Consider the following 16,965-nt stretch of genomic DNA (forward strand, 5'->3'; position numbering starts at 1 on the left):
GCTGATGATGGCGCTAGTTCGCGGGGTGGGCGAGCTTTTCGCCGCGCGCGTAGCGGCCGACCTCGGCGGCGGTGATGGCGGCCGCGCGGTGGGCGGTCTGCCGGGTGGCGCCGGCGAGGTGCGGGGTGGTGACGACATTGGGCGCGGAGTGCAGCGGCCAGTCGGCGGGCGGCGGTTCGAGGTCGTACACGTCGAGGGCGAGGGCCCCGAGCCGGCCGGTGCGCAGCGCCTCCGGCAGCGGCGCGTAGTCCAGCAGGCCGCCGCGCGCGGTGTTCACCAGGACCGCACCGGGCCGCATCCGGGCGATCCGGTCGGCGTCGATGAGCCCCTTGGTCTCGGGGGTGAGCCGGGCGTGCAGGCTCACCACGGAGCTGCGGGCGAGGAGTTCGTCCAGCTCGACCGGTTCGACGCCGTCCGCGCGGGCGGTCTCGGGGTCGGTGTACGGGTCGGCGATCAGCACCCGGGCGCCGAACGCGCGCAGCACCCGGGCGACGATCCGGCCGATGGCCCCGTAGCCGACCAGGCCGACGGTCGCGCCGTCCAGCTCGATGCCGCCCTCCTCGTACGCGTAGAAGTCCCCGCGCCAGCGGCCCGCGCGCAGCTCGGCGTCGGCGGTCGGGATGCGGCGCATCGCGGCGAGCATCATGCCGATCGCGAATTCGGCGGCGGCGGTGGCGTTACGGCCGGGCGCGAAGCTGACGGCGACGCCCGCGCGGGTGGCGGCGGGCAGGTCGACGTTGACCGGGCCGCCGCGGGAGACCGCGACCATGCGCAGCTCGGGGCGGGCGGCGAAGACCCCGGCGGTGAACGGCGCCATCTGCGTCACACAGACCTCCGCCCCCGCCAGCGCCTCGATCACCTGCTCCTCGGTGCCACTGGCCTCGATCACCCGGCTCTCCGGGCCGCCCACGGGGCCGAACGGCTCGTGTGGCCACGGCAGCGTCAGCTCGGCGACATCGACGTCCGCCAGCCCCGGCTCGTCGCGGAGCGCGGCGATGATGAGGTCGGGGCGTACGAAGTGGTCTCCGGCGGCGAGGACGCGCATGGGTGGCCTTTCTTCGGCGTTCCATCACAGAGGCGACGCTAGATTTAACATCGTTGACGTGACAAAGCAATGGTCCGCGCGTCATACAGGCTGAGGAGAGGAAGCGTCCTGTGACGGCTCGTCTACTGCTCGTTCGCCACGGCGAGACGGTGTGGCACGCGGAGAACCGGTATGCGGGGATCTCCGACGTGGCCCTGACGGAACGAGGATTCCGGCAAGCGGAAGCGCTCGCCCATTGGGTGAGCGGACGCGACGTACACGTGGTCGCCTGCTCCCCGCTGAGCCGGGCCCGGCTGACCGCACGCCCGGCCGCCGACGCGCTCGGGCTCGTCCCCGAGGTCGTCGAGGATCTGCGCGAGATCGACTTCGGCTGGGGCGAGGGCCGCACCATCGCCGAGATGGAGGCGGAGGACCCGGCGGCCGTACGGGCCTTCCGGGCGGACGCGGAAGCGGGCGCCTTCCCCGGCTCGGAGCCGCCCGCCGCCGCGGCGGCCCGCGCCGCGGCCGCCCTGCGCGGCCTGGCCGCCGCGCACCCGGACCGCACGGTGCTCGTCGTGGCGCACAACTCCCTGCTGCGGATGGCGCTGTGCGCGCTGCTGGGCATCCCCGTCGGCCGCTACCGGCAGGTGTTCCCGCGGCTGGACAACGCGGCGGTGAGCGAGATCGAGGTGGCGGGGGAGCGGACGGCGCTGCGTTCGCTGAACGTGCCGACGGGGGATGGAGCCACGACCCGTGGGGGAGAATCCGGCTCATGACCACGACCGGCGCGTCCGACGTCCCGCCCCGCTCCCAGTCCGCACGCAGGCAGACCATCACCGAGTACGTGCTCGCGCACTCCACCGCAACCGCGGCCGAGCTCGCCGAGCTGACCGGCGTCAGCCTGATGACCGTGCACCGGGACCTGGACGAGCTGGCCAGGCTCGGCGTGGTGCGCAAGTTCCGGGGCGGGGTCTCCGCGCTGCCGTCCTCGGTCTTCGAGTCCAGCCTGGACTACCGGATGGGCGTGAACCGTGCCGAGAAGGAGGCGGTGGCCGTGGCCGCCGCGGAGCTGGTCGAGCCCGGCATGTCGATCATGCTGGACGACTCCACGACCGCCCTCGCCCTGGCCCGGCTCCTGGTCGACGCCGCCCCGCTGACCGTGGTGACCAACGCCCGGCGCGTGGAGGAGGTCTTCGCCGGGGTGCCGCAGACCCGGCTGATCGGCCTGGGCGGGGAGTACTCGCACACCCACGACTCCTTCCTCGGCGTGCCCTGCGTGGCGGCGATCGAGGCGCTGTCGGTGGACATGGTGCTGGTCTCCACCTCGGCGGTGGACGCGCACACCACCTACCACCAGGAGCAGGACGTGGTCCTCGTGAAGCGCGCCATGCTCGCGGCCGGCAGCCGCAAGGTGCTCCTCATGGACGCGTCGAAGACCCGGCGCACGGCTCTGCACCGGCTGTGCCCGGTCGACGATTTCGACCATCTGGTGGTCGACGACGGGGTGGACGCGGGGCTGCTGGCGGAGCTGCGGGAGCGTACGGATGTGAGGTCGGCGAAGGTGGCGGGGGTGACGGGGGCGGCGCGGGCTACGGGGGCGACGGGGGCGCGCTCTTAACGTCATTCGTGTTAACTTCACTTCGCATATGAGGCTGGTGGGCCTTGGGCGCACCGGGGAGCCCCCAAGGCCCACCGTTGTACGGCCGCTGTACGGCCGCGCTGCGCACCGAAGGAGCCGACCCCTATGAGTACAACGTCGTCCTCGTTGTCCTCCCCGGAGGTCGTGGCGGGCATCGACATCGCCACGGCGGCGGTCCGTGTGGTGTGCGTCGATGCACAGGGACAGGTCCGTGCGGAGGCCCGCGAGCCGCTGCCCCCACCGCGCCGCGCCGCGGGCGGCCACAGCGAGCAGGACGCCCGCGCCTGGTGGCCCGCCGTCGCCGCCGCCCTGCGGCAGGCGACCGCGGCGCTCCCGGCGGGCGGCCGGGAGGTCGTGGCCGTCGCCACGTCGGCGACCTCCGGCACGGTCGTCCTGGCCGATGCCGCGGGTGAACCGCTCGGCCCGGCCCTGATGTACGACGACCGCCGCGCGGCCGAACTCAACGCCCAGGCCCAGCGCATCGGCGCCCCCCGCTGGCAGGCCCTCGGCCTCTCGGTCGGCCCGACGGCGGCCCTGGGCCGCATCGCGTGGCTGGCGGGGGAGGACGCCCCCGACCGCGCGGCGACCCGCCACCTTCTCCACACCCCCGACCTCATCGCCTGGCGGCTCACCGGCGGCCCGGTCGCCACCGACTGGAGCCACGCCCTCAAGACCGGCTACGACGCCCGCGTCGGCGAATGGCCCGCCGAGGTCCTGGACGCGCTGGGCGTACCGCCGCAGTGGCTGCCGCCCGTACAGGCCCCCGCCACCGAGGTGGGCACGGTGTGCGCGGTCGCCGCGGACGAGACGGGGCTGCCGGCCGGCTGCTCGGTCCGGCTCGCGATGACGGACGGATGCGCCGGGCAGATCGCCACCGGGGCCGTCCGGCCGGGCCAGTTCGTGGGCGTACTCGGCACCACGTACGTCCTCAAGGGCGTGACCCGCGAGCTGGTCACCGACCCGACCGGCGCGCTCTACAGCCATCGCCACCCCGACGGCTGGTGGCTGCCGGGCGGCGCGTCCAACACCGGCGGCGAAGCCCTCGCACACGTCCCCGCCGACCGACTCCCCGCCCTCGACCGCGCCGCGGCCGCCCGCGGCCCCGCGTCCGTGGTCGCCTACCCCCTGCGCCGCGACGGCGAGCGCTTCCCCTTCGTCAGCGGTGAGGCCCGCGGCTTCCTCCTCGGCACCCCGGCCGACGAGGCCGACCGCCACCGCGCCGAGCTGGAGGGCGTCGCCTTCCTGGAACGCCTCGCCATCGAGCGCGTACGGGAGTTGGGCGTATCCGTCGAGGGACCCCTATGGGCCGCGGGCGGCAGCAGCCGCAGCGCCCTGTGGACCCGCATCCGTGCCACCGCCCTCGGCATGCCCCTACGCGTCGCCGACCACGCCGAAACCGCCTTCGGCGCCGCGCTTCTCGCCGCCTCCGGCACGCTCCACCCCGACCTCGCGGCGAGCGCCGCGGCGATGGTCCGTACGGGCCGGGACATCGAGCCGGACGAAACGGAACGCGCGGCGCTCGACGAGTCGTACGCGGCTTTCACCGCCGCCCTGCGCGAACGCGGCTGGCTCGGCCGGCGCGCGTCTCTTTGACGCTCTGAGCGGTTGAAACCTCAGAGCGATATCCGGAGCATGTCCTCGACCGCCTCTTCGCCCGTGAACCGCCCCAGCCATGTGCCGAACTGCCGGGCGAATGTCTCCATGGCGGCCTTGAACAGGGCCTCTTCCTCGTCTTCGTCGGGCGGGGCGAGGCCGAAGTTCCGGTTCAGCCAGGCGAGGTATTCCTGACGCGCGGGGAAGAGCTCGTCCAGGTCCTCGTCCTCGTACGCCATGTCGCGTTCGATGGGAAGCAGCCGGAACAGCTCTCGTAGGTTGCTCGCATGGACCCAGACGTCGCCCTCGTCGCCGAGGAACACGACGGGGAGGTCGGCGAGGTCGGCCCGGTCGTCGCACCGCCACAGCGCGTAGACCGAACCACTGCCGGTGGCATCCGCGAAGGGGATCAGACCGGCGAAGAACTCCGCACGGTCGGGGTTCTCGGGATCGCGCAGCCAGCCGTCGAGCCACTTCTTGTCGTCGTAGTCGCGCAGTTCGAAGCCGTCGGCGTAGCCCTCCGCCCCGAACTTGTCGTCGAACTCCTTGAGGAGGTTGAGCTCGGGGATGGGCGAGTACGCGTTGCTCATGGACGCCGCCGTGAGGGAGAGGTGTGGTCGGGTGAACGCATCGTATGGCCACCGGCGGTGGGTGTCAGGTCTCTTGACGGCGGCTTGGTCTATACCTATCTTCTCCCCGCGCCCACTCATCACATATGTGATCGGGATTCGGGTCCACAAACAGATGCCCGGGCATCTGCCGCCGGAAGGGAACCCCCCCATGCCTGCAACTCCTGACCGATCGACCCACCCGCGAACCCCTCACAACCGAAAGGTCCTCACGCTGACCGCCGCCGCCCTGTCAGCCGCCTGCCTGGCCGGGGCCCTGGTCGGCCCGGCGCAGGCCCAGACCCAGGCGCAGACTCAGGCCCAGCCCCGGGCCCAGGCCGCGTTCACCCACCCCGGTGTCCTGGTCGGCAGCTCCCAACTCGACTTCATACGAGGCAAGGTGCAGGCGGGCGCGGCGCCGTGGAAAGGTGCGTACGACCAGATGATGGCGAGCAAGTACGGCTCGCTGTCGTACACGCCTAAGCCGCGGGCAGTGGTGGAATGCGGCCCGTATTCCGACCCCAACTACGGTTGCACCGATGAGCGGCAGGACGCCATCGCCGCGTACACCCATGCGCTCGCCTGGTACGTCACCCGCGACGATCGCTACGCGAAGAAGGCGATCGAGATCATGGACGCCTGGTCGGCCACGATCAAGGACCACACCAACAGCAACGCACCCCTCCAGACCGGCTGGGCCGGATCCGTGTGGCCGCGCGCCGCGGAGATCATCCGCTACACCTACACCAGCTGGCCGAACGTCAACCGCTTCGCGACGATGCTGCGCAACGTCTACCTCCCCAAGGTCATCAACGGCTCCAACAGCAACGGCAACTGGGAGCTGTCCATGATGGAGGCCGCCGTCGGCATCTCCGTCTTTCTCGACGACCGCACCAGCTACGACAAGGCGGTCGCCCGCTATCTGAACCGCACCCAGGCGTACGTCTACCTCGAATCCGACGGCGCGCTGCCCAAGACCGTGCCGGGCAGCGGCCTGGACACCAAGGACAAGATCGTCAAGTACTGGCAGGGCCAGTCCACGTTCGTGACCGGGCTGACCCAGGAGACCTGCCGGGACTTCACCCACACCGGATACGGCATCTCCGCCATCTCGCATATCGCGGAGACCTCGCGCATCCAGGGTGAGGACCTTTACCCCCAGGTCGGCGAACGCCTCCGCCAGGCGCTGGGCTTCCAGTCCAAGTACGAGCTGGGCACGGCCCCGCCCTCCTGGCTGTGCGGCGGGACGGTCAAGCGCGGCCTTGGCCCGATCACCGAGGTCGGGTTCAACGCCCTGCACAACCGCCTCGGCTACCCCATGGACAACACCCAGAAGCTCACGGAGCAGCAGCGCCCGGCCGGCACCAACAACCTCTTCGTGGCCTGGGAGACCCTGACCCACGCCAACAACACCAACTGACCCCACCAAGGCCCCCGCTCCCGGACATCCGCAGATCCCGGGAGCGGGGGCCTTTGTCCGTGGACAAATGGCGTTGTCCATCGTCCGTCACCCCCCCGACCTGCGACGTCGTCGCTGCCGCCGGGTGGCCAACTCCTCCGATCAGCACGGTGGTCTCCACATTCCATGACTCACCGGAGGAGACACCGTTGTCCCGTTCCCCCTTCCGCACAGTGGCGCTGCGCGGCGCGTACGGCCTGATCGGTGCCGCGCTCGCCGCCACCGCCGTGGCATCCGTTCCCGTCCAGGCCGACAGTGTCCGGGCCACCTCTCAGACGGTCACCGCAACCGGGCGTCCCGGGGGTGACGCCGTCCCGGGGGTCAGGGTGACCCGCCGGCAGATCATCCAGCGCGCCCAGGCCTGGGTGGAGCGCAAGGTGCCCTACAGCGCCAACGGCACCAGCGCGCCGTTCAGCTGGTGGCCGGACGAGGCCACCGGGAGGTCCTATCGGCAGGACTGCTCGGGGTATGTGTCGATGGCCTGGCAGCTCAGGAGCAGCCTGTCGACCCACTCCCTGCCCAGCGTGTCGACGGCCATCCGCATCGCCGACCTGAAGCCCGGCGACATCCTCAACTCCCCCCAGCATGCGGTGATCTTCGGCGGCTGGATCGACCAGAAGCGCGGCACCTTCAGCTACTACCAGCAGAGCAGCCGCTCCCGGCCCACCAGCAAGGACATCGGGAGCCTCACGTCCGGGCGGCTCGCCGGGCATCCGCTCAACAGTTACACCGCCCGCCGCTACCTCCATGTCGTCGACACTCCAGCCTCATCGGCCCCGCCGGCCCCGAAGGCCTCACGGACTCCGACGGCCCCCTCCCGTACGCCCGCCCCGAGCGCCACGGCCCGGCCGCCCAAGGCCGCCCCGTCCAAGGCCACTCCGCCCAACCGCAAGCCGGCGCCCGCCAAGCCCCGGACCGGTGCCACGACCGCCCTCGTCTCCCTAGCCGGCCACAGCCGGCTCTACGCCCTCGCCGCGGACCACAGCGCGGTGTACGAGTGGCGCGGCGGCCAGGGCGGCTGGCGGCGCATCGGCGGTCCGGCCGGGGAGATCTACGCGGGCGAGCTGGGGCTGTTCGCCACCAACCCGGACAACGGGCGGATCTACAAGTACAACGGCCGCCCCGACTCCTGGACCCGGATCGGCGGCCCCGGCGCCACCTTCGCCGTCACCAGCAACCGCCTCTACGGTCTGTCCCCCGACCACAGCGCGGTCTATCAGTGGACCGGCCGGGGCACCGCCTGGACACGTATCGGCGGGCCCGCCGAGGACATCTACGCGGGCAAGCTCGGCCTGTTCGCCACCGACCCCGACACCGGTGACCTCTACCGGTACGGCGCCAGGCCCGGCCAGTGGAGCCGGATCGGCGGGCCGGGAGGCTCCTTCGCGATCGCCGGGAACCGGCTGTACGGCCTGTCCCCGGACCGCGGCGCGGTCTATCAGTGGAGTGGGTACGGCACGAGCTGGAAGCGCGTCGGCGGACCGGCCGGGGAGATCTACGGCGGCGGCGCCGGTCTCTTCGCCACCGATCCCGACACCGGCCGGATCTACGCGTACGAGAACCGCCCCCGGTCCTGGACCAAGGTCGGCGGCCCCGGAACCACCTTCGCCGTCGTGGGCAACCGCCTCTACGGCCTCTCCCCGGACCGCGGCGCGGTCTATCAGTGGACCGGCCACGGCACGGCCTGGGCCCGTATCGGCGCCCCCGCCGCCCGCTGACTCTCGCTCTCTTCGCTTCCTTTCTCCTCTCTGGAGGTCACATGTCTTCTCTCCCGCACCGGGGCCGCGGTCGGCCGACCGCGCTGCGGCGCATCGGCGCCTTACTGGCCGGGGCCGTCGTCGCGAGCCTGCTCACCGCGGCACCCGCCCGCGCCGATGAGCCGCCCCAAGCCGTGCCCCTGACCTCGGTCGTGGCGGACGCGGACCGCGTCTACGCGCTGGCCGCCGACCACTCCGCGGTCTACGAACGACAGGGTGACGCCGCAGCCTGGAACCGGATCGGCGGCCGCACCAAGGACATCTACGTGGGCGGCGCCGGTCTGTTCGCGACCAATCCGGACACCGGGAACCTGTTCCGGTACGACGGCACACCGGACCAGTGGACGGAGATAGGCGGACCGGGAGCCACCTTCGCCGTAGGCGCAGACCACGTCTACGCCATCACCCCCGACGGCACCGCCGTGAACCAGTGGTCACCGGACAACCGCACCTGGACCAAGATCGGCGATCCCGCCAAGAACATCTACGCGGGCAAGCTCGGCCTGTTCGCCACCAACCCCGACACGGGGAACCTGTTCCGGTACGACGGCACCCCAAAGCAGTGGACCGAGATCGGCGGGCCGGGCGCCGCGTTCGCAGTCGGGGCGGACCGCGTCTACGGCATCACCCCCGACGGCACCGCCGTGAACGAATGGTCTCCGGACAACCGCACCTGGACCAAGATCGGCGGCGCCGCCAAGAACATCCACGTCGGTGGTGCCGGTCTCTTCGCCACCAACCCCGACACGGGAAAGCTGTTCCGCTACGACGGCACACCGGACCGCTGGACCGAGACCGGCGGGCCGGGCGCCACGTTCGCCGTCGGCGGCCGCGGCGTCTACGGCCTGGCCCCGGACGGCACCGCCGTCCACCGATGGAGCGGCGACGGCACCGGCTGGACCGCGCTGGGCGCCCCGGTGAAGACCGCGGCCGAGCCGCCCCCCACCCAGCCGACGCCCGCGGATCCCACCGCGCCACCGGCCTCGGATCCCACCGCGCCCCCGACGCCGGAGGAATCCGCGTCGGCCGAGGAGGAAGTCCCGCCGACGGACGCGAACGCCCAGGGCGCGGACAGCGCCCCCGAGGTCGCCAAGAACGAGATGTCGGTGACGGCCGACGGCGATCTGTACGCCCTGGCCCCTGATCACGACAGTGTGTGGAAACGGGAGGACGGCACCACCTGGACCAGGATCGGCGGCCCCGCCGAGACCGTCCACGCGGGCCGGGCGGGTGTCTTCACCCTCAACCCCGACACCGCCAAGGTCTATGAGTACGGTGGCAAGCCGGATGCGTGGACCGAGATCGGTGAGGCATCCGCCGACATCGAAGTCACCGGTGAACACGTCTACCGCCTGACCGCCGACCACTCCGCCGTCTTCGAGTGGACGGGCAAGGGCACCGACTGGAAGAAGATCGGCGGCCCGGCGCAGAGCCTGTACGCCGGGAGCGCGGGTCTGTTCGCCACCCGCCTCGACACCGGCAAGGTCTACCGCTACGACGGCAAACCCGACCGCTGGAGCCAGATCGGCGACGCCGGGGCGGACTTCGCCGTCAGCGACGATCACTTCTACGGCCTGGCCGCCGACGGCTCCGCCGTCTTCGAGTGGACGGGCAAGGGCACCAGTTGGAAGAAGATCGGTGGCCCGGCGCAGAGCCTGTACGCGGGCGGCGCGGGCCTGTTCGCCACCAGTCCCACCGATGGCCACGTCTTCCAGTACGACGGCAAGGACAAGCCGTGGAAGCACATCGGCAGTCCCGGCACCACCTTCGTCGTCAGCGACGATCACCTCTATGGTCTGTCCACCGACCACAACGCCGTCTTCGAGCACGACGACGAGACGTGGCGCTACCAGGGCAGCCCGGCCCACGCCCTGCAAGAACTGCGGGACGAAGACGTGCTGCGGAGGGAACGTGGCGAGCAGTTCGTTCAGGAGTACCGCGAGGCCAAGCTGCTGGTCGACATGGACCTGGTCGGCTGGCTCAAGCAGAACGGCGCAGGAATCCTCCTCGACATCCTGGGTGCCAAGGACGCTGAGAAGTGTTTCACCACCGGCGACGTCCAAAGCTGCCTGATGACCGCCGCCAACTTCAGCAGCGTGATCACCGTCTTCCGGAAGGGCCACAAGCTCGTCGAAACGGTGAAGGACATCAGTAAGAAGCTGCCCGAGTACCGCAGCCGGGTCGAACGGGCCCAGACCGTCCTGCTCCAGGCCCGCGCACTCCTGGACAAGAACACCAAAGACCTGGCCGACAACCGCAAGGAAGACCCGCCGCGCCGGGAAGACTGCCGGAACGGCAGCGTCGAACGGGTGCCTCCCAAGCCTCGTGACGCCGCCCACGGAAACCGTGCCACCGGCGTGGACCTCTGCCTCGACGCCGCCTACCTGGCGGCCAATAAAGGGTCAGACGTCACGAAGGAGATCAGGCCGCCCGGGTACTACTGGGCCGTCAAAACAACTGCCCATCTGGGGCTCACACCCAGCGCGCGGGTCAACAACTGCCATCTGCTGGGCAATCAGCTCAGCGGCGACGGGAAGGACCTCGCGAACCTGGTGACCTGCTCCCGGCCCGCCAACGCCCCGGTCAGGGACGACGAGGGGTTCAACAACGACATGAAAACCCTGGAGACCCAGGTGAGGGACGCCATCGTCGACGACGGGCAGGTGGTGCGCTACCAGGTGACGCCGATCTACGAAGGCCCCCGTACCGTGCCCAAGATCATCAAGATGTCGGCCGTCGGCTTCCACCCGGACGGACGCCCTGGCGGGATCCTGATCGAACGAGAATTTCCGAACAAGGTCTTCAGCAACGGCCGCTGGCACAACCTCGGGCAGTGGACTTATAAGGGCGTCGCCGTGCCCACCGGAAACACGGCGTAGGTCCCGGCAGTACCTGCACGACGTGCGGCAGCTGACGCAGGGAAATCCCGGTCCTCTGCGACCCATCGCAGAGGACCGGGCCTTCGCCCGGTGACACCAACATGCCCCGGCAGACGCGGGGCTTGACGCCCGCTGGGCCGGGAGCCTTTAGTGATCGCGACCACCCTGGAACGATCACTCGTGTAGTGATGTGCGACCACCCTTGGGGGAATTGATGCGCACTCTCATATCCGCCGGAGCCACCCTCGCCGCCGCCGGCCTCACCTTCGGTCTGATGTCCGCCCCGGCATTCGCGGCGCCCGCCCCGACCGCATCGGCGGCACAGGCCGCCCCGCCCAAGTCGGGGAAGGACAGCATCAAGTGCAATGAGTCCAATGCGCGGGTCAACTTCTCGTGGAAGACCGGCTGGACGACCACCACGGTGTACTACAACAACCACTGCCTGGGAGGCACGCGCATCACCGCTGCCTTCGTGTTTTACAACGACGGATCGACGCCCATGTACAAGTGCGTCACTTTCCAGGGAATGACCCAAGGAAAGTACAAATTCGGGCACATCAACGAGATTATCGACATCAACAAGGACACCAAGAAGTGCGAGAACAACTAGAAGTTCCACGAAGGTCTTGGGCCGGTTCCGCTGTGTGAGCAGCGGGGCCCGGCTCCCCCGACCTACCGGATCAGGGGCCCTCGGGACCCTCAGAGCATCGGCGCCCCGGCTCTTGGCCGTCGGGCGCGGGCCGTGAGATCGTCCGCAGGTGATCGACGCTGCTGGGGATACGATTTCGACGCGACCCGACGACCGCACCGCGTCCGTTCTGCGCTTCGCGGTGGAACTCGTCGCCTGGGTGGCGACTCCCTGGGCGCTGTCCGGCCACTCGTGGCTGCTTGCCGCCCTGTCCGTGGTGCTTCTGATCGGCCTTCCCACGTGCTTCTCCACCCCGGGAGACAAGGCGAAGGTGATCATCGCGGTACCGGGCTGGGTCACGATCCTTCTGGTGCTTCTCCAACTCGCCGCGGCCGTGGCTTCCTCGTGGCTGGCCTGGCCCGCGTGGGCGGCGGGCCCGGTGACCCTGATGGCCGTCATCACCCTCGTCACGGAGCGCCGACGCTGGCGGTGGCTGCTCTCCGGCGAATCAGCGTGACTGGTCGGGAGCCGCGTCCCGCCTCGCCCTCACACCTCCACGGTGAACGCCCACAGGGTGATCCCCGGTACCGGCTCCCAGTCCCGCTCCGGGGCCCGTACGAAACCCAGCCGCCCGTACAGCCGGTGCGCGGCGGCCATCTTCTGCTGGCTGGAGATCACGATCCGCTCCAGGCCCAGCTCCCGCGCCCGGTCCAGACACGCCCGCACCAGCGCCTCCGCCGCCCCGCGCCGCCGAGCCTCGGGCCGTACGGCCAGCATCCGGAACTCCCCCTCGCCCGGCCGTGCCAGGTCCACATAAGCCCCGCCGTACACCGCGAAGGCCACCGTGCCCAGTACCTCATCACTCGCCGTGTCCGCCGCGACCAGCAGCTCCGCCAGCTCGGCGCGCCGCCGGGCGTCGCGCAGCTGGGCCAGATACCCGTCGCTCTCGCCGAACTCCAGCAGCCCGTCCCCGAGGTACGCCTGCGCAGTGAGCTCGCCGACCCCGTCCAGCTCCTCGTCCCGCGCCCGCCTGATCGTGATGTCCATACCGGCAGTTTCCCGCATGTCAGCTGAAGCTGCGGCGGTAGGTGTGCGGGCTGACGCCGGTAGTGCCGTGGATCACTGAGCATTCCTCTTGGGTACGTCGACGGGGCCGGTCCGCTGCTTCGACGGCGCGTCCCGTGGCGAGACCGGTGTCGCCGACGGTGCGCGGGTGGAGACGGCGGGCCCGGGCTCCTGGGTGGGGCGAGGGCTGACGCGTCCGGGTGCCTCCGACGGGGTGGAGGTGGCCGTCGGGATCGGCGTATCCGGGGTCGGGGTCGGGTGTGCGGTACGACCGCTGGTGGCCGGCGGGACGAGGGGAACCGTCGGGGGCGCGGGTGACTCGTGTGTCTCGCGTGTCACCAGGTTGAGCGGCAGCGCGACGAGAGCCGCGGCGGCGCAGGCCAGGCCGACTCCGGCCGCGGTACGGAGCAGGCGGCGGCGCGCGGCGGTACGGCGGATGGTCTCGTATCGGCCGGCGGGCGGGCTGAGGTGGTCGGTGGTGGGGCGCAGGATCACCGTGAGGGGGTCGTCGGGTTCGTACTCCGAGCCGTCGTCAAGGCGTGTGGTCAAGGCTTCTCCTCAGATGGGCGCGGAGCAGTTCGCGGGCTGCGTGGAGGTCGGCCTTGACGGTTCCTTCCTTGCGCCCGGTCAGTACGGACACCTCCCGGACCGGCATGTCAGCGTAGTAGTGCAGCAGGATCGGGACGCGCAGCCGTTCCGGCAGGGACTGCACGAGCAGGCGCACCGACGGGTCGGCCTGTTCGGTGTGGGGGCGGGTGGCGGCTTCCGCGGTGAAGCGGCGCAGGGCCTTGCGTTCGCGCTCCAGCTTGCGCCAGTGGTCCCGGACGAGGTTGGCCGCGGTGACGTAGAGGAAGCCGCGGGGTTCCTCCACGGACGTCCAGCGGGCCCAGAGCCGGGTGAACGCCTCCGAGGCGATCTCGTGGGCCGTCTCGTCGTCGTCGACGAGCCGGCGGCACCAGCCGGCGAGGCGCGGATAGAGGGCGGCGAACAGCTCGGACGCCGCCGTGTCACGGGACCGTTTCAACACTCTCCATTGCCGTTGGCGGCACGTGTCGGGAGGGATCCCGGGCCGGGGGCGTATGTTTCCGTCGGCATACGTTCCGTTGGAGTACGTTCCGTCGGGCGTACGTTCCATCGGCCCGGGATCCAGTGGGGGGTGGGTGCGTCAGGGGTGGCGGGTCAGGGCCTGGTGGAGCTCAGCGCGGCGAAGACGATCACGTTGTCGCGGTACGCGTCGCCGCTACGGGGGCCACCACATGTGATCAGCCGCAGCTCCGGCCGGTCCACGTTCCCGTAGACGTCGTCCGCCGGGAAGTCCGACTTGGCCACCGTCCGTACGGAGCTGACGGTGAACACAGCCGTCTTGCCGTTCTCCAGGCGCGCCTCGACCCTGTCCCCCCGGTTCAGCCGCGAGAGGTGGCGGAAGACCCCGTCACCGTAGGCGCCGACCGTGACATGGCCGAGGATGACCGACGGGCCGACCTGCCCCGGCGTCGGCGAGTGCCGGTACCAACCCGCCCGGTCGTGCGCCGCGATCGGGGGCACCTGCACAGTCCCGTCCGCCGCCAACCCCAGCCGCATGACCGAGGTGTCCACCCCGATGGCCGGGATCAGCAGCCTGACCGGGACCGAACGCCCAAGGGCACGCGCCGCCTTCACGGGGTTCGAAGAAGGCGACGGCGTGCTCCCGGAACGCCCGGCGGTCCGTGTGCCCTGCGCGGCCTGATTGGCCTGTTCGGCCTGGTGGCCGCCGCCGCACCCCACGAGCAGCGAGGCCATCGCCGCCGTGGCGAACGCGCGCCTGGAGACCAGGGTCATGCCCCGGTCGCCCGCCGGCGACGTACGACGAACACCGCCGCGCCACCCGCGACGAGCACCCCGGCAGCGCCGCCGCCGATCAGCCCGGCGCCGACCCCGGAATCCGAGGACTCCTCCGCCACCCCGGTGTTCGGCGCGCCCTTCGGCACCGCGCGGACCTGGGAGTCGGCCGGCTTCTGGCGCGATTCGTCGCGGGGGGTCGGGACGGCGGTGGCGGGCGCGGGCGCGGCGGTTTCCGGGGTCTTGGTGGGCTCCTCGCGGGGGGACGGGACGCTGGTGGCCGGGGTCTTGCTCGGGACCGGGGTCGCCTCGTCGGCGAACGCGGGCACCGTGCTCGCCAGCACGGCGGTGCATGCGAGTGCCACGGCACTGAGGACGGTTCGGCGCATGGGATCGCTCTCTCTCGTCGGTCCGCCCGGCCGGTACGTGTACGTGTACGCGGCGGGCTGAGTTACGGATCGAGCGGAGAGACGAGGGGGCGGTGGGGCGGGTTGTAAAGAGAAGGCAAAGTGTGTTTTTGGGTCACGCCTTGCCGATGTGGTCGAGGTGGCCGGCCTTGGCGCTGCGTATGAGGGAGCGGAGGGCGGTGGGGGTGGTGGTGAGGATGGTGTCGGGGGCGTCGCTTTCGCGGAGGCGGATGGTGGCGTCGGCGGTGGAGGAGACGTAGAGGCAGTTGGCTCCTTGGGAGCTGTACGAGGACTTCCGCCAGTGGAGTGTGGGCATGCCTTCCCTCTCAGATGTCCTGTGCGATGCGGTGAATCAGATCGCGCGACTTCGCGGGCTCCAAGGCACAGCTTTCCATCCGCTCCAGCACGGAGCGGTACATCACCAACTTGGCCTCCGCGTCGATGAACTCGCACCCGTGATCCGTGTCCAACTGCACGGTATCGAGCTGCGGTACCGGGCCGTGCGCATAGACGATGGGCTGCCCGGACCCGGGGAAAGTGCCGCCCCCGAAAGGGATCACCAGGATGCTGATGTGCTTGTGCTCGCTCATCTCGACGAGGTGTGCAAGCTGCTTGCGGGTCGTCTCCGGTCCGCCGAAACCCATGCGCAGGGCGGCTTCGTGGAGGATCGCGGTAAGCGGGGTCGGCCGGTCCCCGTAGAGGACCGCCTGCCGCTTGATACGGAACGAGACCCGGTGCTCCACCTCGTACCCGGCGAGGGGCGGAATGGCCTCGCTGAAGATGGTGCGCGCGTGCTGCGTCGTCTGCAGCACGCCGGGCATGTGGACCACCGACGCGATGCGCAGCGCCGTGGCATGATGCTCCAGTTCAGCGAGGTCGAGCAAGCCAGGGACGAGTATGTCCCGGTACTCCTCCCACCAGCCTCGGGTGCGACCTCCGGTCATGCTGGCCAACACCTCGACAAGCCGCCCATCGGCGCAGGTGTAGTTGCGGGCCATGGCGCGGACGCGATCGGCACCCACGGCGTACCGTCCGGCCTCGATATTGCTGATGCGGGACTGATTGACGCCGAGAAGTGAGGCGGCCGCAGTGGTCGACAGCCCTGCGCGCTCCCGTAGTTTGCGCAGCTCAGCGCCGAGTCGCTGCTGACGCAGTGTCGGGGTGTTGCTCGACGGCATGGTTCTTCCTCCAGGTCGGCACACAGTGTGCACCTGTCACCCACACAGGGCAACTTGGCCCTTATTTCTTCGGATGGGTGGAATATAGGCCATTGAGCGCCGTACCGTTGGCGGCGCCAACTCCACCTCCAGACAGGAGACTTCCGTGCCCACCGTATCCCCGGAGAATCTGGAAAACCCCTGGTCGTACTCCCTCCGTCTGCCTCACGACCCCCGCGCCGCAGCCATCGCCCGGACCACCCTGCGGGCCGTGCTCTCCCGGCACGACATGGGTGAACCCACCGACCCAGCCACGCTCGTGACCAGCGAAATGGTGACCAACGCCTATCGCCACACCACCGGCCCGGCGGAGATGCGCATCCGGGCCGTCGAAGAGGGCCGTCTCCGCGTCAGCATTTGGGACACCAACCCCGACATCCCACCACCGTTCGACAAGCCACCGGCCCTCTTCGACCGCTCGGCCGCCCTCGCCGAAGCCGCTGCGAACACCGAGGCCACGTACGGGCGCGGGCTGCTCATCGTGCGGATCTGTGCCGACAACTGGGGCGGCTATGCCCTCGCCGACGAGCTCTTCGGGATCAGCGGCAAGCTGCTCTGGTTCGAACTCGCGCCGACGCCCTGCGATGCCTTCGACATCGCGGCTTGAGCGCTCCGCTTCGCTTCGCTGTGCCTGTGCGCCGTCTCGCGGCATTCGGCTCGGGCGGGTGCGGGTTTCGTCTCGGACCCTCCGGGTCCAAAGCGGCAGCAGCGGGAGGGAAGGGGGCGGCCAACCCGGCGCCCCGACTCCTCGGCCCGGCAGGCGGCTGAGCTCAAAGAGGCTCCGCTGCGCTCCGCCGCGACTGCTGCCGCGCGGTGGCCAGTGAGCCGGCCCAGCGGTGCGCTGGACCGGGGCTCGGGAGCGCGACGGATG

The 16,965-nt window shown here is 70.6% G+C and carries 18 protein-coding genes; 9 read left to right on the forward strand and 9 right to left on the reverse strand.

All coding sequences use genetic code 11. The features are described 5' to 3' along the window. Positions 1–13 precede the first annotated feature (13 nt). A complete protein-coding gene (locus ACWDSL_RS30510; RefSeq protein ID WP_450490846.1) occupies positions 14–1,045 on the reverse strand; it encodes a 2-hydroxyacid dehydrogenase in 1,032 nt (343 codons plus the stop codon). Between the two features lie 110 nt (positions 1,046–1,155). Here ACWDSL_RS30510 and ACWDSL_RS30515 point away from each other — a divergent pair, with 110 nt between their 5' ends. The 3 genes from ACWDSL_RS30515 (at position 1,156) to ACWDSL_RS30525 (ending at position 4,256) form a co-directional block, all read left to right on the forward strand. Next, a complete protein-coding gene (locus ACWDSL_RS30515; protein WP_450490848.1) occupies positions 1,156–1,800 on the forward strand; it encodes a histidine phosphatase family protein in 645 nt (214 codons plus the stop codon). Beyond that, positions 1,797–2,642 (forward strand): DeoR/GlpR family DNA-binding transcription regulator, encoded by an 846-nt coding sequence (locus ACWDSL_RS30520; RefSeq protein WP_450490850.1) that lies wholly within the window; start codon positions 1,797–1,799, stop codon positions 2,640–2,642. The genes ACWDSL_RS30515 and ACWDSL_RS30520 overlap by 4 nt, the downstream gene beginning before the upstream one ends. A 126-nt stretch (positions 2,643–2,768) precedes the next feature. Further along, entirely contained in the window at positions 2,769–4,256 is a 1,488-nt protein-coding gene (locus tag ACWDSL_RS30525; protein ID WP_450490852.1) for an FGGY-family carbohydrate kinase, read from the forward strand. A 20-nt stretch (positions 4,257–4,276) separates the two neighbouring features. Here the strand turns inward: ACWDSL_RS30525 and ACWDSL_RS30530 are convergent, their stop codons facing one another. Beyond that, on the reverse strand, positions 4,277–4,846 hold the full coding sequence (locus ACWDSL_RS30530; protein ID WP_450490854.1) for a hypothetical protein: 570 nt from the start codon (positions 4,844–4,846) through the stop codon (positions 4,277–4,279). 190 nt (positions 4,847–5,036) lie between these two features. Between ACWDSL_RS30530 and ACWDSL_RS30535 the strand changes: the two genes are divergently transcribed. The 5 genes from ACWDSL_RS30535 (at position 5,037) to ACWDSL_RS30555 (ending at position 12,104) form a co-directional block, all read left to right on the forward strand. Continuing rightward, positions 5,037–6,284: an alginate lyase family protein gene (locus ACWDSL_RS30535; protein WP_450490856.1), complete on the forward strand. Its 1,248-nt coding sequence runs from the start codon at positions 5,037–5,039 to the stop codon at positions 6,282–6,284. A gap of 188 nt (positions 6,285–6,472) precedes the next feature. Then, positions 6,473–8,041, forward strand: a complete 1,569-nt coding sequence (locus ACWDSL_RS30540) for a hypothetical protein (RefSeq protein WP_450490858.1) — start codon at positions 6,473–6,475, stop codon at positions 8,039–8,041. A 41-nt stretch (positions 8,042–8,082) separates the two neighbouring features. Then, on the forward strand, positions 8,083–10,959 hold the full coding sequence (locus ACWDSL_RS30545; RefSeq protein WP_450490860.1) for a tectonin domain-containing protein: 2,877 nt from the start codon (positions 8,083–8,085) through the stop codon (positions 10,957–10,959). Between the two features lie 214 nt (positions 10,960–11,173). Next, on the forward strand, positions 11,174–11,569 hold the full coding sequence (locus ACWDSL_RS30550; RefSeq protein ID WP_450490862.1) for a hypothetical protein: 396 nt from the start codon (positions 11,174–11,176) through the stop codon (positions 11,567–11,569). Positions 11,570–11,717: 148 nt separating this feature from the next. Next, positions 11,718–12,104 carry a hypothetical protein gene (locus ACWDSL_RS30555; protein ID WP_450490864.1) on the forward strand — a complete coding sequence of 129 codons (387 nt, stop codon included), beginning with the start codon at positions 11,718–11,720 and terminating at the stop codon, positions 12,102–12,104. 29 nt (positions 12,105–12,133) lie between these two features. On the opposite strand, the gene ACWDSL_RS30560 is transcribed toward ACWDSL_RS30555, so the two are convergent. The 7 genes from ACWDSL_RS30560 to ACWDSL_RS30590 all read right to left on the reverse strand — a co-directional run bounded on the left by ACWDSL_RS30560 (position 12,134) and on the right by ACWDSL_RS30590 (position 16,055). Continuing rightward, entirely contained in the window at positions 12,134–12,634 is a 501-nt protein-coding gene (locus tag ACWDSL_RS30560) for a GNAT family N-acetyltransferase (protein ID WP_450490866.1), read from the reverse strand. Between the two features lie 72 nt (positions 12,635–12,706). Then, positions 12,707–13,201 carry a hypothetical protein gene (locus ACWDSL_RS30565; RefSeq protein WP_450490868.1) on the reverse strand — a complete coding sequence of 165 codons (495 nt, stop codon included), beginning with the start codon at positions 13,199–13,201 and terminating at the stop codon, positions 12,707–12,709. After that, a complete protein-coding gene (locus ACWDSL_RS30570) occupies positions 13,185–13,676 on the reverse strand; it encodes an RNA polymerase sigma factor (RefSeq protein ID WP_450490870.1) in 492 nt (163 codons plus the stop codon). The genes ACWDSL_RS30565 and ACWDSL_RS30570 overlap by 17 nt, the downstream gene beginning before the upstream one ends. A gap of 155 nt (positions 13,677–13,831) precedes the next feature. Then, positions 13,832–14,470 carry a class F sortase gene (locus ACWDSL_RS30575; protein WP_450490872.1) on the reverse strand — a complete coding sequence of 213 codons (639 nt, stop codon included), beginning with the start codon at positions 14,468–14,470 and terminating at the stop codon, positions 13,832–13,834. After that, positions 14,467–14,859, reverse strand: coding sequence for a sortase-dependent protein (locus ACWDSL_RS30580; RefSeq protein ID WP_450490874.1), 393 nt, complete (start codon positions 14,857–14,859; stop codon positions 14,467–14,469). Before ACWDSL_RS30580 ends, ACWDSL_RS30575 begins: the two co-directional genes overlap by 4 nt. 133 nt (positions 14,860–14,992) lie before the next feature. Continuing rightward, positions 14,993–15,193 (reverse strand): DUF397 domain-containing protein, encoded by a 201-nt coding sequence (locus ACWDSL_RS30585; protein WP_450490876.1) that lies wholly within the window; start codon positions 15,191–15,193, stop codon positions 14,993–14,995. 10 nt (positions 15,194–15,203) lie between these two features. Further along, complete coding sequence (locus tag ACWDSL_RS30590) at positions 15,204–16,055, reverse strand: helix-turn-helix domain-containing protein (protein ID WP_450490878.1); 852 nt, start codon at positions 16,053–16,055, stop codon at positions 15,204–15,206. Positions 16,056–16,200: 145 nt separating this feature from the next. Here ACWDSL_RS30590 and ACWDSL_RS30595 point away from each other — a divergent pair, with 145 nt between their 5' ends. Then, positions 16,201–16,701: an ATP-binding protein gene (locus ACWDSL_RS30595; RefSeq protein WP_450490880.1), complete on the forward strand. Its 501-nt coding sequence runs from the start codon at positions 16,201–16,203 to the stop codon at positions 16,699–16,701. Positions 16,702–16,965: the final 264 nt, after the last annotated feature.

Source organism: Streptomyces sp. NPDC000941 (genome assembly GCF_053599555.1).

Excerpts from the sequence above, each read along its gene's own strand:
- ACWDSL_RS30510 (WP_450490846.1), bottom strand. The coding sequence starts at position 1,045 with ATGCGCGTCCTCGCCGCCGGAGACCACTTCGTACGCCCCGACCTCATC.
- ACWDSL_RS30520 (WP_450490850.1), top strand. The coding sequence starts at position 1,797 with ATGACCACGACCGGCGCGTCCGACGTCCCGCCCCGCTCCCAGTCCGCA.
- ACWDSL_RS30525 (WP_450490852.1), top strand. The coding sequence starts at position 2,769 with ATGAGTACAACGTCGTCCTCGTTGTCCTCCCCGGAGGTCGTGGCGGGC.
- ACWDSL_RS30530 (WP_450490854.1), bottom strand. The coding sequence starts at position 4,846 with ATGAGCAACGCGTACTCGCCCATCCCCGAGCTCAACCTCCTCAAGGAG.
- ACWDSL_RS30535 (WP_450490856.1), top strand. The coding sequence starts at position 5,037 with ATGCCTGCAACTCCTGACCGATCGACCCACCCGCGAACCCCTCACAAC.
- ACWDSL_RS30545 (WP_450490860.1), top strand. The coding sequence starts at position 8,083 with ATGTCTTCTCTCCCGCACCGGGGCCGCGGTCGGCCGACCGCGCTGCGG.
- ACWDSL_RS30550 (WP_450490862.1), top strand. The coding sequence starts at position 11,174 with ATGCGCACTCTCATATCCGCCGGAGCCACCCTCGCCGCCGCCGGCCTC.
- ACWDSL_RS30560 (WP_450490866.1), bottom strand. The coding sequence starts at position 12,634 with ATGGACATCACGATCAGGCGGGCGCGGGACGAGGAGCTGGACGGGGTC.
- ACWDSL_RS30575 (WP_450490872.1), bottom strand. The coding sequence starts at position 14,470 with ATGACCCTGGTCTCCAGGCGCGCGTTCGCCACGGCGGCGATGGCCTCG.
- ACWDSL_RS30580 (WP_450490874.1), bottom strand. The coding sequence starts at position 14,859 with ATGCGCCGAACCGTCCTCAGTGCCGTGGCACTCGCATGCACCGCCGTG.
- ACWDSL_RS30585 (WP_450490876.1), bottom strand. The coding sequence starts at position 15,193 with ATGCCCACACTCCACTGGCGGAAGTCCTCGTACAGCTCCCAAGGAGCC.
- ACWDSL_RS30590 (WP_450490878.1), bottom strand. The coding sequence starts at position 16,055 with ATGCCGTCGAGCAACACCCCGACACTGCGTCAGCAGCGACTCGGCGCT.